This window comes from Pseudomonas sp. PB101 (assembly GCF_009764265.1).
Taxonomy (GTDB): domain Bacteria; phylum Pseudomonadota; class Gammaproteobacteria; order Pseudomonadales; family Pseudomonadaceae; genus Aquipseudomonas.
The window spans coordinates 154,018-173,772 of the sequence record NZ_RWIR01000052.1; the positions used below are offsets into that span (position 1 = coordinate 154,018).

A 19,755-nucleotide genomic window follows, 5' to 3' on the forward strand; every position below is an offset into this window, starting at 1 on the left:
GGTCTACCCTCTGTTCAGACGTCTGAAACAAGGGGGTTATCCATGCTCGCGCAACTACCACCGGCCTTACAGAATCTGCAATTACCGCTTCGCCTGAGACTCTGGGACGGCCATGAATTCAATCTGGGACCGACGCCCAGCGTCACGATTGTGGTCAAGGACCCACAAATGGTCACCCAGTTTACCCATCCAAGCCTGGATGCCCTCGGCGCTGCATTTGTCGAAGGCAAACTGGAACTTGAAGGCTCCATCAGCGACGTGATCCGCGTCTGTGATGAATGGAGCCAGGCGTTGCTGAATGAAGACGACGACAGTCAGCCTGTTCGCAGCGCCCACGATAAAGAGATGGATGCCAAGGCGATTTCCTACCACTACGACCTGTCCAACGAGTTCTATCAGCTGTGGCTCGATAGCGACATGGCCTATTCCTGCGCTTACTTCGAGACCGGCAGCGAAAGTCTGGAGCAGGCCCAGCAAGCCAAGTTCCGTCATTTGTGCCGCAAGCTGCGCCTGCAGCCCGGCGAATATCTGCTGGATGTGGGTTGCGGTTGGGGTGGATTGGCTCGTTTTGCGGCGCGGGAGTTTGGCGCGAAAGTGTTTGGTATCACCCTCAGCAAGGAGCAGTTGGCCCTGGCCCGGGAACGCGTAAAAGCGGAGGGCCTGGAGGACTTGGTCGAACTGCAACTGCTCGACTATCGAGATCTGCCGCAGGATGGCCGATTCGATAAGGTCGTCAGCGTCGGCATGTTCGAACACGTCGGCCACGCCAATCTTGCCGAGTACTGCAAGACCCTGTTCGGTGCGGTGAAAGAGGGCGGCCTGGTGATGAACCACGGGATCACCGCCAAATTCACCGATGGCCGTCCGGTAGGACGCGGTGCGGGTGATTTCATCGAGAAATATGTGTTCCCCAACGGCGAACTGCCGCACCTGTCGATGATCTCTGCCGAGATCAGTGAGGCCGGGCTGGAAATCGTCGACGTCGAGAGTTTGCGCCTGCACTACGCTCGCACGCTCGATCACTGGAGCGAACGCCTGGAAGACAACCTCGAAGCGGCCTCCAAACTGGTACCGGAACAAGTCCTGCGCATCTGGCGGCTGTACCTGGCCGGTTGCGCCTACGCGTTTGCCCGCGGCTGGATCAACCTGCACCAGATACTCGCGGTGAAGGCCCACGCCGATGGCAGTCATGAACTGCCATGGACCCGGGACGATATCTACCTTTAAAGAATCGGTGAAATAAGCCGGGCGACCCGCATGCCGACCTGTTGGACGCGGCGGGTTTCCCGGCCTTCTTCCTTGGCGATTTCGTGGGCGTTGGCAAAGTCATCGTTGAGCATCTGTTCCACCTCGGCGGCAAAGGCGCTGTCGACGGTCAGCAACATCACTTCGAAATTCAGGCGGAACGAGCGGTTGTCCAGGTTGGCGCTGCCGATGGCGCTGATTTCGCTGTCGATCAATACCACTTTCTGGTGCAGGAACCCGGGTTCGTAACGGAACACCCGCACACCGGCGCGCACCGCTTCGAAGGCGTAGAGGCTAGAGGCGGCGTAGACGATTCGGTGATCGGGGCGCGACGGCAGCAGCAGGCGCACGTCCACTCCGCGCAGGACCGCCAGGCGCAGGGCCGCGAACACGGCTTCGTCTGGGATGAAATACGGGCTGGTAATCCAGACCCGCTCGGTCGCCGCGTGGATGGCTTCGACAAAAAACAGCGAACAGGTTTCGTAGGCATCTGCCGGCCCGCTGGCGAGCAACTGGCACAACACACCGTCTTCCGGGTAGACCTCGGGCAGGATCAGCGGCGGCAGTGCGCGAGCCACCCAGAACCAGTCTTCGGCGAAAGACTCCTGCATACAGGCCACCACCGGCCCGCGCACTTGCACGTGGGTATCGCGCCAAGGGGCCAGGGGCGGTTTCTCGCCCATGTATTCGTCTCCGACGTTGTGCCCGCCGACGAACCCGAGAATGCCGTCCACCACGACAATCTTGCGGTGGTTGCGAAAGTTCACCTGGAAGCGATTGAGCCAGCCACTGCGGGTGGCGAAGGCTTTGACCTCGACCCCGCCATCACGCAGCGCCTGCACATAGGCGTGGGGCAGGGAGTGGCTGCCGATTCGGTCATACAACAGGTAAATCGCCACGCCTTCGGCGGCTTTCTTCAATAGCAGTGTTTGCAGGCGTTGGCCGAGGCGGTCGTCGTGAACGATGAAAAACTGGACCAATACCGCTTCTTTCGCCTGGCTGATGGCCTCGAAAATGGCCTCGAACGTCGCTTGGCCGTTGATCAACAAGCGCATCTCGTTGTTGGCCAGGCACGGCATGTGTCCGAGCTTGGGCATCGCTCTGAGTGAGTCGTACGCCGAGGAGGCGCGGGCGGTGAGTGCTTCTTCCACCCAGGGTCGCCAGTTGAGTTCGGAGATCGCCTTGCGCATTTCCTCGTTGGCCTGTCGACGGGCCTTGATGTAGCCGTCGAACGTGCTGCGGCCGAACACCAGGTAGGGGATCAGCGTGAGGTAAGGGATGAAGAACAGCGACAGGGCCCAGGCGATCGCGCCTTGGGCGGTACGAACGGTCAACACGGCGTGGATGGCCGCGATCATGCCCAGCGAGTGCAAGAGGGCGATGGTATAACCGAAAATATGCGGTCCGAAATAATCCATGGGGGGCTGCCTTGCTCCTGAAGATTCAGTGCTTAACAGACCATGTTCCGTGCAGAATGTCGCTAATTAATTGGCCCATGAACCGAAGCTCGCGGCTGACGTCTAACGGCCACTACTGATCAGGAGTTACTCGATGAACGTTCGTCTGCTGGGTTTGGCCATGGCACTTGGGTTGGCACTTCCTGTGGCGGCTCACGCGCAAATGCTGCAACCAGGATTGTGGGAGTTGACCACGAGCAACATGAAGGTCGACGAGCAGAACATGCCGGACCTGCAGTTGATCCTCGGTCAGCTCCAGAGCCAGATGACCCCTGAGCAGCGAGCAATGCTGGAAAAACAGGGCATCACCATGGGCGGCAAAGGGATCCGGGCGTGCCTGACTCCGGAGCAGGTCAAGACCGACAACATTCCCCTGACCGATCCGCAGTCGGGCTGCAAACAGGAAATCACCGACCGCTCCGGTAATCAGTGGAAATTCCGCTTCAGCTGCCCGAAAGCCCAAGGTGCGGGTGTGGCGACATTCCTCAGTGATCGCGAATTCACCACCAAGGTCAACGGCACGTTCAACGCCACCGGCATTCAGCAGAAGGGCAGCCTGGAATCCCGCGCCGTCTGGCTGGGGCAGGATTGCGGCACTGTGAAGCCGAGAGCCTAAAAGCTTCGTCGGATCGCCGCCCGGAGCAGGCTCGCTCCCACATTGATTGTGTGTTCCCTGTGGGAGCGAGCCTGCTCGCGAAAGCGTCCATTCAGCCGCCCTGGATCCCCGGCTGACTCAACCATTCACACGCCGCCTCGACGGCCATCCGGCCAAAATCCTCCCCCGTGCGACTGCGTACACTGACAAATCCACCAGCCTGTTCTTTTTCGCCGACCACCACCAGGTACGGCACGCTACGGCTGTGCTGGCGAATCTTGTAGCGGACTTTTTCGTTACGCAGGTCGGCCTTGGCGCGCACGCCTTTTCGGCGCAAAGATTCGGTCACCGCTTGGGCATAAGTCGCCTGGCGGTCATCCATGCTCACGACGACTACGTGGGGTGGAAGGCTCCAGTGTTGCAGCTCCTGATGGCTGGACCAGCATGTGCCGTAGATCCGTTGTTGCAACGTGCCGCTGATGTGATCGAGGGCGAACGCCTGCAAGACTCTGGTGGTGGGGACGTGCGGTCCATGGCTCTGGTATTCGCTGTCCCCCAGGCGGTACAGCGGAATCTCTTCGCGATGGGGTCGACGACGGATCGAGTGATTGGTCGCTGCCAGTGACTGCATGCGCGCTTGGATGAGGGGCAGGTCCGCCGGGGTCAACGGTCGCTCGACTGCAAACTCGTAAAAAAAACCGTCACCCAACTCCCTGCCTGCGCGCATTTGCGCATGGGGGTGAAGTTGCTTGACCGCCATGGCCAGCATCAATGCGCAGGAGCGGCGCAGGATCTCCAGGCCGTCCGGCTCCCGGGGGGTGACAATGCTGACCCGGGCATTTGCCTCGATCATGTATTCGCAGTCCACCAGGACCCCATTGACCCGGCCCGCTACCGCAGCGCTGGCCAATTCGGGGCCGATGCTGGCGGCCAACTCGTGCACGGACAGCGGCTGGTCGTACTCACGCAATGAACCATCGGGCAGGGTGATCTGGATCATGGTCGGCGTACTCAGGTGCATCTAACGAGCGTTATCGCATAAACCGCAGGGGCGAACATTAAGGCGTTTGTCGAGCCAGCGTCAGAACTCGTTTTGCAGGGCTTTGTAGCCGCGCACCAGGTCGACGTTGGTGCGCGCCACGTCTTCGGAAAACTCCGATGCACTGACGCTCACCGGCGGGTATTGCGAGAGGTCGGTGTTGGGGCCGATCCGCGTGGTGGAGGGCACGTAGAAGGCCTCAGGCAGGTCACGACCGTCGACCACAGAGTTGTGCCGCACCACGCAACCGTCACCGACCACGCAGTTGAACAGCACGCTGTTGAAACCGATGAACACCCGATTGCCCACGGTGCAGGGGCCATGCACGATCGAGCGGTGGGCGATGGAACTGAATTCGCCGATGGTCACCGCCGCACCGGATTTGGAGTGGACCACCACACCGTCCTGGATGTTCGAGTTGGCACCAATGGTGATCGGCTGCATGTCGCCGGAGGCATCGACTTCATCAGCGCGAATCACGGCGTATGGCCCGACGAACACGTTCTCGCCGATCACCACTTTGCCGCAGATGATTGCCGTCTTGTCGACGTAGGCCGACTCGGCAATCCGCGGTAGATCTCCGGAAGGATTCTTGCGGATCATGGCTGCCTCAACGCGTTGTACAGGGTGTTGAGGTTGTACTCGAACAACCCGGTGAAGGTGCTGGCCGGACCGCTGGCCGCCAGGGCATCGGAGTACAGCGTGCCGCCGATCTGCGCGCCGCTTTCGTCTGCAATCTGCTTGAGCAGTCGGGCGTCCTTGATGTTTTCCATGAACACCGCCTTGACCCTGGCCTGACGAATCTGGGTGATCAATGCAGCCACTTCGGCGGCGGAAGGTTCGCGTTCGGTGGACAGGCCTTGAGGCGCCATGAACTCGATGCCATAGGCCTGGCCGAGATAACCGAAGGCGTCATGGGAGGTTACTATCTTGCGATTGCCCGGTGGCAATGAACCGAGCTTGGCCTTGGCTTCGGCGAGCAGGGCATGGACCTGTTTCAGGTACGCCTGGCTGTTGCGCTCATAGTCGGCGCTGTTCGCCGGGTCCGCCGCGATCAGCGCCCTGGTGATGTTGGCGATGTACAACTCGGTGTTCGCCAGGTTATGCCAGGCATGCGGGTCGGGAACGGTCTCGCCGTCTTCATCCAGGCTGCGCGGAATGACGCCGCGGCTTGCGCTGATGACTGGCGCTTTGGTCTCGGTACTGGTCACCAGGCGATCCAGCCAGGGTTCGAAACCCAAGCCGTTCTTGATGATGAGCCTGGCTCTGAGCAGCGCCTTGGCGTCGTCCGGTGTCGGCTCGTAGGTATGGGCATCCGCGTCCGGGCCGACCATATTGGTGATCTGGATGTGATCCTTGCCGACCTGGCGGGTCATGTCGGCAAGGATGCTGAAGCTGGTGACCACCTGAAGTTTTTCGGCGGCAGACAGCGACATTGATACCAACAAACTGAACAACACGAGTAAAGCGCGCATCGGGTAACACCTCATTGGGATGTGAGCAAAGGCGGGCGGCGCAGCAAGCCGTGCACCGGCCCGAACACCACGGACAACAGATATCCGCCGCCTGCCACCAGGACAATTGCCGGGCCACTGGGCAGCGAGTAATGGAACGAGATCAGCAACCCGAGCCATACCGAGAGGCTGCCGAGCAGGGCGGCGACGGCGATCAGTACCGGCAGGCGACGACTCCAGAAACGCGCCGCGGCGGCAGGCAGCATCATCAGACCGACGACCATCAACGCGCCGATCGCCTGGAAACCGATGACCAGGTTCAACACCACCAGTGTCAGGAACACGCCGTGGGCCAGTGGCCCGAGTCGGCTGACGGTTTGTAGAAATAACGGATCGAGGGTGTCGAGCAGCAGGGGCCTGTAGATCAGTGCCATGGCAATCAGGCTCAGGCCCGAGACCCAAAGCATGCCGGTCAAGGTGGGGCCGTCGACTGCCAGCGCCGAGCCAAACAGCAGGTGCAACAGGTCCAGGCGCTTGCCGGCGATGCCGAGAATCAGTACGCCACAGGCCAGGGAAATCGGGTAGATCGCCGCGAGGCTGGCGTCCTCTCGCAGGCCGGTGCGTCGGGTAATCCAGGCCGCGAGGCCCGCCATGCTCAGGCCGGCACCGAGGCCGCCGATGGTCAGTGCCGGGAGACTCAAGCCAGCAAACCAGAAGCCCAGAGCCGCACCTGGGAGGATGCCGTGGGCCACTGCATCGCCGATCAGGCTCATGCGTCTGAGGATCAGAAACACCCCAAGGGGCGCCGTACTGCACGCCAGGACCAGGCCACCGAACAGCGCCCGACGCATGAAAACGAACTCTTGGAACGGTTGCCAGAGATGCGCGGCAGCGATCATCAGGCCACCTGCGATCGGGGTTGTTGGCGGATCAGTTCGGCGCTTGGGCCGAATACACAACCGCTGCTTTTGATCAGCAGCGTGTGTGGAATGTGTTCGCGGACAGCGGCGAGGTCATGACAAACCACCACCAGTGTTCGGCCTTCGAGATGCCATTGGTCCATGTGCTTCCAAAGCAACGCCTGGCCGAGTTCATCGAGAGCCGCGTGGGGTTCGTCGAGCAACAGCAAAGGCGCTTCGGTCAGGCTCAAGCGGGCGAGCAGGGCGCGTTGCAATTCACCGCCGGAGAGGGCCATCAAGGGTCGATCTTCCAGGCCGTTCAGGCGCCAGTTTTCGAGGACGGCTTGCAGTCGCTGCCTGCGGACTTCCGGAGTTTGTTTACTGCCCCAGAAACCGGCAGCGACCAGTGCCTGAAGACTGATTGGAAACTGCCGGTCCAGATGTTGTTGCTGAGGCAGGAACGACACTCCGCCCCGGTGCGGAGCACCTAGACGCACCTTCCCGGCCAAGGGTTTTTGCAAGCCGGCGATGACTTTCAACAGGCTGCTTTTGCCGGCGCCGTTCGCCCCGATGATGGCCGTCAGGCTACCCCTCGGCAGTTCGCAGTCCAGCGCTGGCGTGAGTGGCTGTCCCGGTGCGCCCCAGCGCAAAGCATGGCAAGCGATCATGCGACCTCCCAGTTGAGTCGGCTCTCGGCGACGGCGTCGTGGGCGTGCAGGCTTTCGGCGTGAATGACACGAATGTGGAAGGCGCTGATGCCCGTGGAGCGCTGCAGGGCCAGATTCAAACGGCGTGCGGCGTCTTCGCAGAACATCAGGTTCTGACCATTGGCCAAGGCGAAGGCTTGCTCGTCGGCGCGTTTTACCGCTGTTTGAACGGCTGTGCCGAGTGCGGCTTCGGCGTCATTGATGACTGCGATCAGAGGCAGCTCATCCAGAAAATCAGCCAGCCGTACGCGCAACTTCGCGCTGCTGCGTTGGCTGTGAGGTGTGGCGACGATGCCCTTGGTCGAGCCGAGCCAGGCTAAAACGTCAGCGTGTTGCAGTGACTTGTTGGCGAAATCGTCGACGAATTGCTGCTGAATCAACTGGCGAGAAAGGGCCGCGGAACATGGACAGGTTGAGGAGTAAGGCACCTCAATTTTTAGTTCCACGTGGAACATCGCGTTTTTCAAGCGCGCTTCAATGCTCACCGGATAGCTTTTCCAGCCTGCCAATGGACTGATCAACGCCGGTCTTTTAAGCAGCACATCGGTGTGAATGGTTAAGTGAGCACTGCTGGACAGCCCTTCATGGCTCTCAAGAAAACGCTGCAGAATCCGCCGCAATAACGCTGGGGAAAGGTTTTCCTGCTCCAACAATTCAAGCGCCAGATACAGGCGTGACATGTGAATGCCGCGCGCATTGCCATCATCGAGGCTTACGCCGGCATCGGCCTTTGCATTCAGCCGTTGGCCATCAAATAAAACGGGAAGAGCAATGCCGCACATGCCCACCCACTCCAGTGGCAGGGCTTGGCGTGAGGCCTGCGCGGCGATATCCGGCAGAGTCAGCGCATTCATGAGCAGGTCCATCGTGGGAGTTGATTTAGGATGTTATAGTATAACAATCAAATCGACGATGCCTTTTTCATGAACAGGTCTTCATCTTTCACGGACCCATGGGATTTCTCGCGAAGGGGGAACGCGTCCAGCATCGTGGCCTTGCTGTGTCGGGCAAAGGGATGGTTTATTAGCTTTGTTATATTATAACATTAAAATAAGCCCGACACCGTGACCGGGCATCCCTGTGAGGAATATGCAGATGTCCAATCGACTTCCCGTGACCGTTCTCTCCGGCTTTCTTGGCGCCGGAAAAAGTACACTTCTTAATTACATACTACGTAATCGCGATGGCTTGCGCGTGGCGGTCATCGTCAACGATATGAGCGAAATCAACGTCGATGGCACCGAAGTTCAGCGCGATGTCAGTCTTAACCGGGCTGAAGAACGGTTGGTTGAAATGAGTAACGGGTGTATTTGCTGTACGTTACGTGAAGATTTGCTCGAGGAAGTCAGTCAACTCGCCAGAGAGGGGCGCTTCGACTATCTGCTGATCGAGTCCACGGGCATTTCCGAACCGCTGCCAGTGGCGGAAACCTTCACCTTCCGCGATGAAAACGGCCAGAGCCTCAACGACATCGCCCGGCTCGACACCATGGTCACGGTGGTCGATGGCATGAACTTCCTGCTTGATTACCAGGCGGCCGAAAGCCTGGCCTCGCGAGGAGAAACACTGGGGGATGACGACGAGCGTTCCATTACCGACCTGTTGATCGAGCAGGTCGAGTTCGCCGATGTGATTTTGCTCAGCAAGATCGACTTGATCAGCAGCCACCAACGCGAGGAGTTGATCGCCATACTGGAACGGCTCAACGCCAGGGCGGAAATCATCCCGATGGCGATGGGCGAAATCCCCTTGGACAAGATCCTCAACACCGGTCGTTTTGATTTCGAAAAAGCCGCCCAGGCACCGGGATGGTTGCAGGAACTGCGCGGTGAACACGTGCCCGAAACCGAAGAGTACGGCATTGCGTCCAGCGCTTACCGGGCCCGCCGGCCGTTCCATCCGCAGCGGTTCTTCAACTTCATCGATGGCCCCTGGGACAACGGCAAGCTGCTGCGCTCCAAGGGCTTTTTCTGGCTGGCGAGCAAGCACATGGATGCCGGCAGCTGGTCTCAGGCCGGTGGCTTGATGCGCTATGGTTTTGCCGGACGCTGGTGGCGTTTCGTACCGAAAAACCAATGGCCGCAGGACGAAGAAAGTACCGCCGGGATCATGAAGAACTGGGCCGCCGACAGCGGGGACTGTCGCCAGGAACTGGTGTTCATCGGCCAGGACATCGACTTCACGCAACTCACGGCCGAACTGGACGCCTGCCTGCTGACTGATGAGGAAATGGCGCTGGGTGTAGAGGGCTGGCGTTTGCTGCCTGATCCATTCGGTCCTTGGTATGAAGAAGCCGCCTGATCCGCTACTGGCGCTTCAAGGCCAGAGCCAGGTGCCCTGGCTCTGGCCTTCGCAGTACGGCTGCAAATACGCCGCGTCGGTGGCAACGCCGTAATAGTGAATATCTTGGCGGTAGGGCATATTGGCGACTTGGGCGTTGCTGCAAATGCCGAATGAGCCGCCGGGGCATTGATCGACATACCGCACTTCGACTTTCTGCCCCGCCAGGTTCGGTTGGCAGAAACCATCGGCGAAGAGTTTTGGCGGGATAGTGCGGTTCTGCTGGCAAACCTGGATATCCAGCCGCTCGGCCTGGCTGTGAACCACACAAGCCTGGGCCAGCGCCTCGCCCGAAACGAGTGCCAGAAGCAACGACAAGCCAATCAACCGCATTCATTACCTCCTCAGAAATCATCGACCATGCTGCAGAATATCCCCACTCATGTGATTGCCGGCCCGTTGGGCGCCGGCAAGACCAGCCTGATCAAGCACCTGCTGGCCCAGCGCCCGGCCGGTGAGCGGTGGGCGGTGTTGATCAACGAGTTTGGCCAGATCGGTCTCGACGCTGCGCTACTGACCCGGGACGCCGATGGTATCGCACTGGGTGAAGTGGCCGGGGGCTGCTTGTGTTGCGTCAACGGTGCGCCGTTTCAGATTGGTCTTGGGCGCTTGTTGCGCAAGGCGCAACCGGATCGCCTGTTCATCGAACCCTCGGGGCTGGGGCATCCGGCACAGTTGCTCCGGCAGTTGAGCGAAGCGCCGTGGCAAGGCGTGTTGGCTGTTCAGCCGTGTGTGCTGGTGTTGGATGCCCAGGCGCTCGCCGCTGGCAAGCCGTTGCCGCAGGCCCAACAGCAAGCACTGAGCCATGCAGGATTGTTGCTGCTGAACAAATCTGAAGGTCTCGAAGATGAAAGTCGCCAGCGAATCGCCGGGCAATTGCCGCCAACCCCTTTGTACTGGACGCAACAGGCGGTTTTACCCTTGAGCGCATTACCGGGCCTGAATGCCAAAGCGCTGGCGGGTGTGGATAACTTTGTCGTGCCCAAGGGATTGGCGCCGCTGCCGGCGGTCTGGAGCGATCCCGCGTTGCCCATTTGCTTGAGTCAGGAGCAGGACGGAGGCTGGAGCATCGGATGGCGTTGGCACCCAAGCCAGGTGTTTGATGCCGCCCGGGTTGGCTGCTGGCTTGAAAGCCTGGACTGGCGGCGGGCGAAGCTGGTTATCCACAGTGCCCAAGGGTGGGTTTCGGCGAATGCGCTGGATAACTCGGTGCTGGAGTGGCGGGCCAGTGAATGGCGGCAGGACTCACGCATCGAGCTGATTTTCAGTGAACCGCAGAATGCAGACCTGTTGCAGAGTGAACTGGCTGCATGCCGATCCGGATCGGGTTAACCCATCAGGGCCGCCACTTGGTGTGTTCCTGACGCCACTGGCTCAGTTCGATCACTTCTGCACGGGGTTTCACCACATCGACCACCGGTTCGGTTTCGTCGAACGGGACCGGGTAGGGCGCCAGTTCAATCTGTGCGCTGTGGGCGCCGAACTGAGTGATGGTGCCGTTGTGGCGGGTTTCACCGGTCACGGTGAATTCGAAGTTGTACACGCGGGCCAGGCGTCGGCGACCACCGGCATCCCTGATGAACGCGATTCTTTTCAAGGCCACGTTGCCGTCGAGCAATTCGATCCCGAGCTTGCTGCAATGCTGCTTGACCCGCTCCAGCGCGCGCTCGCGCAAGCCGTGGTTGTGCCACAGCCATGCGCCGGCAGTGGCGAACAGCATCAGCACGAATATATTTCCAAGGGTCAGCATCAACAGGGTGCTCCAACAAGATAGTGTCAGCTTAACTGTGTCGCTGGTCTGTCGTACAGGCTGCGTTTAGTCGCATACTGCGCGGCTAGAATTTCAATCGTTTTACGGAAATCCACCGCATGAAACGTACACCGCATTTGCTCGCTATCCAGTCCCACGTGGTATTCGGTCACGCCGGCAACAGTGCCGCTGTTTTCCCGATGCAACGGGTCGGGGTGAATGTCTGGCCGCTCAACACCGTGCAGTTCTCCAATCACACCCAGTACGGCCAGTGGGCCGGTGAAGTGCTGGCGCCGCACCAGATACCGGAGCTGGTCGAAGGCATCGCGGCGATTGGCGAGCTGGGTAACTGTGATGCGGTGCTCTCCGGTTACCTCGGCAGCGCCGCCCAGGGACGGGCGATCTTGACGGGGGTGGCGCGGATCAAGTCGATGAATCCCAAGGCGCTGTACCTGTGTGACCCGGTCATGGGGCATCCGGAAAAAGGCTGCAGTGTGCCGGCGGAAGTCAGTGATTTTCTGCTGGAGGAGGCCGCCGCCGTGGCGGACTTCATGTGTCCGAACCAGCTGGAGCTGGACAGCTTCTCCGGGCGCAAGCCGCAATCACTGTTCGATTGCCTGGCCATGGCGCGTGCCTTGCTGGCGCGCGGCCCGAAAGCGGTGCTGGTCAAGCATCTGGACTATCCGGGTAAACCGGCAGGGGTCTTCGAGATGCTGCTGGTGACGGCCGAAGGCAGCTGGCATTTGCAGCGCCCGTTGCTGGCGTTTCCACGTCAACCGGTGGGCGTGGGCGATCTGACGTCGGGGCTGTTCCTGGCGCGCGTGCTGTTGGGTGACAGTCTGGTGGCCGCATTCGAGTTCACGGCTTCGGCGGTGCATGAAGTGCTGCTGGAAACCCAGGCGTGTGCCAGCTACGAATTGGAACTGGTTCGGGCTCAGGACCGGATTGCCCATCCGCGGGTGCGGTTCGAGGCGACCTCGATCAGCCTTTGATTGAGCGTTGTTCCCATCGCGGGCAAGCCCGCTCCCACATTTGATCTTCGGTGTTGCATAGATCCAGTGTGGGAGCGGGCTTGCCCGCGATGGCGATTTATTGATCGAACACGTCAGGCGTCGCCCTTGATCTCCTGATAGCGCTTTTCCGACTCCTGACGAATCTGCCGGCGCTGCTGAGCCTGGATGAAGCGGCGCTTGCTCTCGCTGTTGTCCGGTTGCAGCGGTGGCACCTGGGCGGGCTTGCGCTGGTCATCCACCGCCACCATGGTGAAGAAGCAACTGTTGGTGTGACGCACCGAGCGCTCGCGGATGTTCTCGGTCACCACTTTGATGCCCACCTCCATGGAGGTGTTGCCGGTGTAGTTCACCGAGGCGAGAAAGGTGACCAGTTCGCCGACATGGATCGGCTCACGGAAAATGACCTGGTCCACCGACAGAGTAACCACATAGCGACCGGCATAACGGCTGGCGCAGGCGTAGGCCACTTCGTCCAGGTACTTGAGCAGGGTGCCACCGTGAACATTGCCAGAGAAGTTGGCCATGTCAGGGGTCATCAATACCGTCATCGACAGCTGGGCGTTTCCGGGTTCCATAGCATTCTCACGGGTCAAGGCCAGGTTAGAGGAATGCACCTCTGCGGGTGCCTCGGTGGTTTTTTCAAACCAACAGTTATCGGGACGCCGGGTACCGGGTCGCCGTCACGCCGGATCGATCTGTTTCCATATATTGCACCGCCTTTCTGCCCGAAGTCGCGGTGTTACCCTGCAAAAGCCCGGACACAGGGACATTTCCTACGCGCAAGCAGACTTTTGTTCGGCTCGATCAGACGTATTCCTGCGTCTGTGAATCGGGCAACTTCAATCAGGGAGCCACTCGCCATGCATGCCATCAGTTTCATTCAGGATCTGGCAGTGATCATGTTGATCGCAGGGGTGGTGACCGTGGTTTTCCATCGCCTGAAACAACCGGTGGTGCTGGGCTACATTGTCGCCGGTTTCATCATTGGCCCGCACACCCCGCCGTTCGGCCTGATCCATGACGAGCAAACCATCAAGACCCTGGCTGAACTCGGGGTGATTTTCCTGATGTTCTGCCTGGGCCTTGAGTTCAGTCTGCGCAAGCTGTTCAAGGTGGGTGCCACGGCATTCATCGCGGCATTCCTGGAAATCGTGCTGATGATCTGGATCGGCTACGAGATCGGTCGCTGGTTTGACTGGAACACCATGGATTCACTGTTCCTCGGTGCGATCCTGGCGATTTCCTCAACCACCATCATCGTCAAGGCGCTCAATGACCTGAAGTTGAAGAACGAGCGGTTTGCGCAGTTGATATTCGGTGTGCTGATCGTTGAAGACATCCTGGGCATCGGCATCATCGCGCTGCTGTCCAGCATCGCCGTCAGCGGTACGGTCAGCTCCGGCGAAGTATTTTCCACGGTCGGCAAACTGTCGCTGTTCATGATCGTCGCATTGGTCGTCGGCATTCTGATGGTGCCGCGGCTATTGGCTTACGTGGCCAGGTTCGAAAGCAACGAAATGTTGCTGATCACGGTGCTGGGCTTGTGCTTCGGCTTCTGCCTGCTGGTGGTCAAGCTTGAATACAGCATGGTCCTCGGCGCGTTCCTGATCGGCGCGATCATGGCCGAGTCCAGGCAGCTGCTGAAAATAGAGCGCTTGATTGAACCGGTTCGTGATCTTTTCAGTGCGATTTTCTTCGTGGCCATCGGGCTGATGCTCGATCCGGCGATCCTGCTTCAGTACGCGTGGCCAATCGCCGTAATCACCGTAGCCGTGGTGCTCGGCAAGATGTTGTCCTGCGGCCTTGGTGCCTTTATCGCCGGCAATGACGGACGCACCTCGCTGCGAGTCGGGATGGGGCTTTCACAGATTGGCGAATTTTCTTTCATCATCGCGGCGCTGGGCATGACGTTGCAGGTCACCAGTAATTTCCTCTACCCGGTTGCCGTGGCGGTATCGGTGATTACCACGTTACTGACGCCCTATCTGATTCGGGCGGCGGATCCCCTGTCGATCAAGCTTGGCGAGATCATGCCCGAACGTCTGGGGCGAGTGCTGGGGATGTACGGCGAATGGTTGCGCAGCATCCAGCCTCAGGGTGAGGGGGCGTTGCTGGCGTCGATGATCAGAAGGATTTTGCTACAGGTCGGCGTCAATCTGGCGCTGGTGATCGCGATCTTCTTCTCGGGTGCGTTCTTTGCCGAGCGCATATCGGCCTACTTGCAAGGCTGGATCAGTGACCCCAGCTGGCAGAAGGCATTGATCTGGGGCGGAGCCCTGTTGTTGTCGCTGCCTTTTTTGATTGCGGCGTACCGCAAGCTCAAAGCACTGTCGATGTTGCTGGCGGAAATGGGCGTGAAGCCAGAGATGGCCGGGCGGCACACGCAGCGAGTGCGTAGGGTGGTCGCCGAAGTGATCCCGATCCTGTCGCTGCTGGTGATCTTCCTGCTGTTGGCAGCCTTGTCGGCCAGTATTCTGCCGACCAACAAGTTGCTGGTGCTGATCGCCGTGGTCGCGGCCGCCGTGGCGGCGCTGCTATGGCGCTGGTTCATTCGTGTGCATACGCGGATGCAGGTGGCGTTGCTGGAAACCCTCGATAATCACAAGGAGTCGTCCGGGCATTGACCACCTTGCGGCACTGGCTGGATCAGCTTTCCAGCCAGACGTCCCGCGCCCAGTGCCACACCGACTCCCAGGTTTCTTCGGCGATCAGCTCTTCTTCGGCCTGCCAAAGCACCACGGTGCCGTCTTCTTCTACCAGATAGTAGTCGTCACCGTCCTGGCAGATCGGAATCATGCTGCGATCGACACCGGCGTCCCAGGCGTTGGCGGCAACGTCGGGCAGGTAGGTGTGGGATTGCGGGTCGGTCACGGTGACCGGCTCCAGGCTGCCGTAGACCACATCGCTGACGGTCAGCAGAAACTCCCTGAAGACGAACGGAATGTCGATGAACAGTTGTTCTTCGATTTCGACCAGCAGGTCTTCGTCAGGCAATTCCAAGGGGACCGGTACCGGCTCGTTGGCTTCACGCAGTTGTTCGATGATTTCTTCCACGTCCGGGATCCTCTTGCTTGTTTGGCGCGGTTTATATGGGGCGGTTTATACAGTAGCTTGCTATAGATGCAACCGCGAAATAGAAAACCCCGGCCGAGGCCGGGGTTTTGTTTACAACAGATGAAGCTCTGCGCGGGATCAGCCGTTCTGGCGGATACCTGCCACCAGCCAAGGCTGGTTTTCGCCCTGTGCGCGTTCCATGTTCCAGCTTTCGCTGAAGACTTCGCCCTGGTCGAAACGCGAGGTTTTCGACAAGCCGGTGAAGGTCAGGGTGGCGATGGTCTTGTCGGCGCGATCGTCCACACCGTCCAGCTGAACATTGAGGTTATCAATGTAGGTGGACTGGAAGCCGTCGCCCAGATCGGCACGCTCACGCTTGAGGAACTCCAGCATCTGCGGGGTCACGAACTCGGCGATCTTGTCCATTTCGTTGGCATCCCAGTGCTGTTGCAGGGACTGGAAGTGATTGCGCGCCGCTTCGACGAAGTTTTGTTCGTTGAACCAGGCGGGTGCGTTGATCACCGGGCGAGCGGCAACAGGCGCAGCCGAACCACCGAAGATCGAACCGCCGGCAGGCTTTTGTTCGAACGCTTCGCGCTGCATCGGCGCGTGGCCGGCCGGAGCGTACTGCTCCTGCTGCTTGCGACGACGGGCGGCGATAAAGCGGAAGACCAGGAACGCAATGACAGCCATGATCAGGATGTCGAAGATCTGCATGCCCTGGAAGCCGTCACCCATGAACATGGAGGCCAGCAGGCCACCGGCCGCGATACCGGCCAGAGGGCCGAGCCAGCGCGAAGCGCCACCGGCCTTGGCAGCGGCGCCAGCGGCACCGGCAGCACCAGCGGTCGCCGCAGCGCCGCCCATGCCTGGAGAAGAAGGAGCCATCTGGCTGGTCTGGTGCGTCGGCGCAGCGCCTGCGCTTTTGCCACCACCGAAGCGCTTGGCGGCATTGACGTCGAGACTCATCGTCAGGCCGATGCACAACGCCATGGCGATGCTAAGAAAACGTTTCATAAAGGGAATTCCCATTTGTGGAAGGCACGCGCGCCATGTTGCACAGCTGAAGTGTTACTGGCTAGCGGCAGAGTGTTTCGGGCTTTTGCCTGACGGGTTTCATTCAGCTTTCGTCAGCGCAATAGGGCCTTTTGACTTTGATCTGTCAGATGAGTGGATAGGGTTTGTAGGACGGTTGCCTAGCGACGTAATGCCAGCATGACGACTCCGGCCGTGATCAGACCGATTCCGCCCCATTGGCGCAGGTCGAGTTTTTCACCCAGCAGGACAACGCCAAGAACGGCCACCAGCACCACGCTGAGTTTGTCCACCGGGGCAACCAGTGACGCCGGCCCGACCTTGAGTGCGCGGAAATAGCAGATCCACGACGCACCGGTAGCCAGGCCCGACAGCAACAGGAACAGGTAGCTCTTCGCAGAGATCGATCCCAATGACTGATATTGGCCCGTGGCGTACAAAATCAAGGCCAGGCTGACCAGTACCACTATCGTGCGCAGCAGGGTGGCGAAGTCGGAATTGACGTTTTCGATGCCGATTTTCGCGAAAATGGCGGTCATGGCCGCGAACGCCGCCGATAACAGGGCCCAGAATGTCCAGGAGGAAAAAAAGCCTGAGCCCATCTCATTGCACCTTCGGTCAGTTCAACATGTGGGAGCGGGCTTGGTCCGGGCGGCGATCCGACGATGAGCCCGGGAACGCTGCGGGGCGCCAGGCTTCCCGCGTTATCGTTGACGACCATCGCGAGCAGGCTCGCTCCTACAGAAAAGCTAGACTGCTTCCAGCTTCGCATACCCCAGCATCAACCACTTGCTGCCTTCGCTGAAGTTCACCTGCACCCGGGCCTGAGCCCCGGCACCTTCGAAGTTGAGGATCACGCCGTCACCGAAGATCGAGTGGCGCACAGTCTGGCCCAAGCTGAAGCCGGTTTCCGGAATCTCGCTGCCGCTGAACAGGTTGCTGCCGCTCATCGACTGGTTGCCGCCAAACGGACGGCTGACGCTGTTGGACAAGCGCACTTCCTGAATCAGCCCTTTCGGCACTTCGCGTACGAAGCGTGACACCTTGTTGTAGGTCTCGCTGCCATACAGGCGTCGGGTTTCGGCGTAGGTCATCACCAGGTTCTGCATGGCCCGGGTAATGCCGACGTAGGCCAGGCGACGCTCTTCCTCGAGGCGGCCGGGTTCTTCCAGGCTCATCTTGTGCGGGAACAGGCCTTCTTCCATGCCCACCAGGAACACGTAAGGGAATTCCAGGCCCTTGGCGCTGTGCAGGGTCATCAGTTGAATGCTGTCTTCGTGCTCGTCGGCCTGGGTATCGCCCGCCTCCAGCGACGCGTGACCGAGGAACGCTGCCAGTGGCGTCAGGTCTTCGTCTTCTTCGGTGTTTTCGAAGTTGCGCGCGGCGCTCACCAGTTCCTCAAGGTTTTCTACCCGGGCCTGGCCTTTCTCGCCTTTTTCCGCTTCGTGATAGGCAATCAGCCCCGACTGCTCGATGACAGTCTGGGTCATCAGGTGCAGCGGCATGTCCATGCACTTGGCGGCGAGGTTCTCGATCAGCTCGATAAACGCGCCGAGGGCACCGGCCGCACGACCGGTGAGGCCTTTGTTGGCCACCAGCTGGCGCATCGCTTCCCACATCGACACATCGCTGTGGCGTGCATGGTCGCGGATCGCTTCGACGGTTTTCTCGCCAATGCCACGGGCCGGCACGTTGATCACCCGTTCCAGCGCAGCATCGTTGCCCCGACCTTCGAGCAGGCGCAGGTACGCCATGGCGTTCTTGATTTCGGCGCGTTCGAAGAAGCGCTGACCGCCATAGATGCGGTACGGAATGCGCTCGCGCAGCAAGGCTTCTTCGAGAACGCGCGATTGGGCGTTGGAGCGGTACAGAATCGCGATATCGCTGCGAGACAGACCGGTTTTCAGCGCGCTTTCGATGGTTTCGACAACGTAGCGTGCTTCGTCGTGTTCGTTGAAGGCGGCGTACAGGTTGATTGCTTCGCCTTCGCCGCCGTCGGTCCACAGCTCTTTGCCCAGGCGCCCGGTGTTGTTGGCGATCAAGGCGTTGGCAGCCTTCAGGATGCCGGCGGTGGAGCGATAGTTTTGCTCCAGGCGAATGGTTTCGGCGTCCGGGAAGTCTTCGGAATACTGGTAGATGTTCTCGATTTTCGCGCCACGCCAGCCGTAGATCGACTGGTCGTCGTCGCCCACCACCATCAGGCTGTCGCCACCCTTGGCCAGCAGGCGCAACCAGGCGTACTGCACGGCGTTGGTGTCCTGGAACTCGTCCACCAGGATGTGCCGGAAGCGCTTCTGGTAATGCGCCAGCAGACCGGGGTGATCGCGCCAGAGGTCGAGGGCGCGCAGCAGCAGTTCGGAGAAGTCGATGACACCTGCGCGCAGGCACGCGGCCTCGTAGGCTTCATAGATGCCGCGCATGGTCGCCAGGAACAGGTCGCCGCTGGCCTGGATGTGTTGCGGACGCAGGCCTTCGTCTTTCTGGCCGTTGATGAACCATTGGGCCTGACGGGCCGGCCAGCGTTGTTCGTCGAGGCCGAGCTCGCGGATCACCCGCTTGACCAGCCGTTGCTGGTCGTCGCTGTCGAGAATCTGGAAGGTCTGGCTCAAGCCCGCTTCCTGCCAGTGTGCCCGCAACAAGCGGTGCGCCAGGCCGTGGAAGGTACCGACCCACATACCGGCCGGATTGATGCCCATCAGCTGCTCGATGCGCTGGCGCATCTCGGCAGCCGCCTTGTTGGTGAAGGTCACCGACAGGATGGAGTGGGGCGAGGCGTTTTCGACCTGGATCAACCAGGCGATACGGTGCACCAGCACTCGGGTTTTACCGGAGCCAGCACCGGCCAGGACCAACTGACGACCCACGGGGGCTGCTACAGCCTGGCGTTGGGCATCGTTGAGGGAGTTCAGCAGAAGGGAGAGATCATCGCGCATCGGGGCATTCTAGGGGGCTGCGACACACCGGGCAAACTCCGCTTCGCTTTAACCGATGAAAGTTATGTGAGGGACGACCGGTCGGTCATCGGCTGCGGGCGTTGGCAGGGCTTGCCTTTAGCGTTTCCAGGGTCATCGGCGACTGAAAAATTTGGCGATTTATTGATCAGCAGCAGTTTGGTCCGGGCAATTGCTTGTGTATGCTCCGAGCAGTTTCGGGCACATGCTCATCAT

General features: G+C 60.1%; 20 protein-coding genes. 6 read left to right on the plus strand and 14 right to left on the minus strand.

Features of this window, described 5'->3' with window-relative positions; translation table 11 throughout:
• Positions 1-42 precede the first annotated feature (42 nt).
• Positions 43-1,227 (plus strand): C17 cyclopropane fatty acid synthase CfaB, encoded by a 1,185-nt coding sequence (gene cfaB / locus EI969_RS15800; protein WP_160388604.1) that lies wholly within the window; start codon positions 43-45, stop codon positions 1,225-1,227.
• Here cfaB and cls read toward each other — a convergent pair.
• Entirely contained in the window at positions 1,224-2,663 is a 1,440-nt protein-coding gene (gene cls, locus EI969_RS15805) for a cardiolipin synthase (protein ID WP_160388605.1), read from the minus strand. The genes cfaB and cls overlap by 4 nt on opposite strands.
• Positions 2,664-2,796: 133 nt before the next feature.
• Here cls and EI969_RS15810 point away from each other — a divergent pair, with 133 nt between their 5' ends.
• Positions 2,797-3,318 carry a DUF3617 domain-containing protein gene (locus EI969_RS15810; protein ID WP_103396008.1) on the plus strand — a complete coding sequence of 174 codons (522 nt, stop codon included), beginning with the start codon at positions 2,797-2,799 and terminating at the stop codon, positions 3,316-3,318.
• A 91-nt stretch (positions 3,319-3,409) separates the two neighbouring features.
• Here the strand turns inward: EI969_RS15810 and EI969_RS15815 are convergent, their stop codons facing one another.
• The 6 genes from EI969_RS15815 to folE2 form a co-directional block, all read right to left on the minus strand.
• Complete coding sequence (locus tag EI969_RS15815) at positions 3,410-4,297, minus strand: His/Gly/Thr/Pro-type tRNA ligase C-terminal domain-containing protein (protein WP_160388674.1); 888 nt, start codon at positions 4,295-4,297, stop codon at positions 3,410-3,412.
• Between the two features lie 81 nt (positions 4,298-4,378).
• Complete coding sequence (locus EI969_RS15820; protein ID WP_160388606.1) at positions 4,379-4,939, minus strand: carbonate dehydratase; 561 nt, start codon at positions 4,937-4,939, stop codon at positions 4,379-4,381.
• Positions 4,936-5,811 carry a metal ABC transporter substrate-binding protein gene (locus tag EI969_RS15825; RefSeq protein ID WP_160388607.1) on the minus strand — a complete coding sequence of 292 codons (876 nt, stop codon included), beginning with the start codon at positions 5,809-5,811 and terminating at the stop codon, positions 4,936-4,938. Before EI969_RS15825 ends, EI969_RS15820 begins: the two co-directional genes overlap by 4 nt.
• Positions 5,812-5,822: 11 nt before the next feature.
• Positions 5,823-6,689 carry a metal ABC transporter permease gene (locus EI969_RS15830; RefSeq protein ID WP_160388608.1) on the minus strand — a complete coding sequence of 289 codons (867 nt, stop codon included), beginning with the start codon at positions 6,687-6,689 and terminating at the stop codon, positions 5,823-5,825.
• Positions 6,689-7,357: a metal ABC transporter ATP-binding protein gene (locus tag EI969_RS15835; RefSeq protein WP_160388609.1), complete on the minus strand. Its 669-nt coding sequence runs from the start codon at positions 7,355-7,357 to the stop codon at positions 6,689-6,691. Before EI969_RS15835 ends, EI969_RS15830 begins: the two co-directional genes overlap by 1 nt.
• The gene (gene folE2 / locus EI969_RS15840) at positions 7,354-8,250 is read right to left on the minus strand and encodes a GTP cyclohydrolase FolE2 (RefSeq protein ID WP_160388610.1); all 897 of its coding nucleotides are present in this window, start codon (positions 8,248-8,250) and stop codon (positions 7,354-7,356) included. Before folE2 ends, EI969_RS15835 begins: the two co-directional genes overlap by 4 nt.
• Positions 8,251-8,491: 241 nt before the next feature.
• Here folE2 and zigA point away from each other — a divergent pair, with 241 nt between their 5' ends.
• Positions 8,492-9,697 carry a zinc metallochaperone GTPase ZigA gene (gene zigA, locus EI969_RS15845; protein WP_160388611.1) on the plus strand — a complete coding sequence of 402 codons (1,206 nt, stop codon included), beginning with the start codon at positions 8,492-8,494 and terminating at the stop codon, positions 9,695-9,697.
• A gap of 15 nt (positions 9,698-9,712) precedes the next feature.
• Here zigA and EI969_RS15850 read toward each other — a convergent pair whose 3' ends face one another.
• Positions 9,713-10,069 (minus strand): NADH:ubiquinone oxidoreductase, encoded by a 357-nt coding sequence (locus EI969_RS15850; RefSeq protein WP_160388612.1) that lies wholly within the window; start codon positions 10,067-10,069, stop codon positions 9,713-9,715.
• A gap of 27 nt (positions 10,070-10,096) precedes the next feature.
• Between EI969_RS15850 and EI969_RS15855 the strand changes: the two genes are divergently transcribed.
• Positions 10,097-11,068, plus strand: coding sequence for a GTP-binding protein (locus EI969_RS15855; RefSeq protein WP_160388613.1), 972 nt, complete (start codon positions 10,097-10,099; stop codon positions 11,066-11,068).
• 4 nt (positions 11,069-11,072) lie between these two features.
• Here EI969_RS15855 and EI969_RS15860 read toward each other — a convergent pair whose 3' ends face one another.
• Positions 11,073-11,486 (minus strand): DUF3301 domain-containing protein, encoded by a 414-nt coding sequence (locus EI969_RS15860; protein WP_160388614.1) that lies wholly within the window; start codon positions 11,484-11,486, stop codon positions 11,073-11,075.
• A 119-nt stretch (positions 11,487-11,605) separates the two neighbouring features.
• On the opposite strand from EI969_RS15860, the gene pdxY reads away from it, so the two are divergent.
• Complete coding sequence (gene pdxY / locus EI969_RS15865) at positions 11,606-12,478, plus strand: pyridoxal kinase PdxY (RefSeq protein ID WP_160388615.1); 873 nt, start codon at positions 11,606-11,608, stop codon at positions 12,476-12,478.
• Between the two features lie 113 nt (positions 12,479-12,591).
• Here the strand turns inward: pdxY and EI969_RS15870 are convergent, their stop codons facing one another.
• Positions 12,592-13,074 (minus strand): acyl-CoA thioesterase, encoded by a 483-nt coding sequence (locus EI969_RS15870; RefSeq protein WP_160388616.1) that lies wholly within the window; start codon positions 13,072-13,074, stop codon positions 12,592-12,594.
• A gap of 285 nt (positions 13,075-13,359) precedes the next feature.
• Between EI969_RS15870 and EI969_RS15875 the strand changes: the two genes are divergently transcribed.
• A complete protein-coding gene (locus EI969_RS15875) occupies positions 13,360-15,123 on the plus strand; it encodes a cation:proton antiporter (protein WP_160388617.1) in 1,764 nt (587 codons plus the stop codon).
• 22 nt (positions 15,124-15,145) lie between these two features.
• Here EI969_RS15875 and EI969_RS15880 read toward each other — a convergent pair whose 3' ends face one another.
• The 4 genes from EI969_RS15880 to uvrD form a co-directional block, all read right to left on the minus strand.
• Positions 15,146-15,553, minus strand: a complete 408-nt coding sequence (locus EI969_RS15880; RefSeq protein WP_077430996.1) for an SMI1/KNR4 family protein — start codon at positions 15,551-15,553, stop codon at positions 15,146-15,148.
• Positions 15,554-15,691: 138 nt separating this feature from the next.
• Positions 15,692-16,570, minus strand: a complete 879-nt coding sequence (locus EI969_RS15885) for a Tim44 domain-containing protein (protein ID WP_150716607.1) — start codon at positions 16,568-16,570, stop codon at positions 15,692-15,694.
• Positions 16,571-16,749: 179 nt separating this feature from the next.
• Complete coding sequence (locus EI969_RS15890) at positions 16,750-17,190, minus strand: EamA family transporter (RefSeq protein WP_160388618.1); 441 nt, start codon at positions 17,188-17,190, stop codon at positions 16,750-16,752.
• Between the two features lie 147 nt (positions 17,191-17,337).
• Positions 17,338-19,521 (minus strand): DNA helicase II, encoded by a 2,184-nt coding sequence (gene uvrD, locus EI969_RS15895; RefSeq protein ID WP_160388619.1) that lies wholly within the window; start codon positions 19,519-19,521, stop codon positions 17,338-17,340.
• Positions 19,522-19,755: the final 234 nt, after the last annotated feature.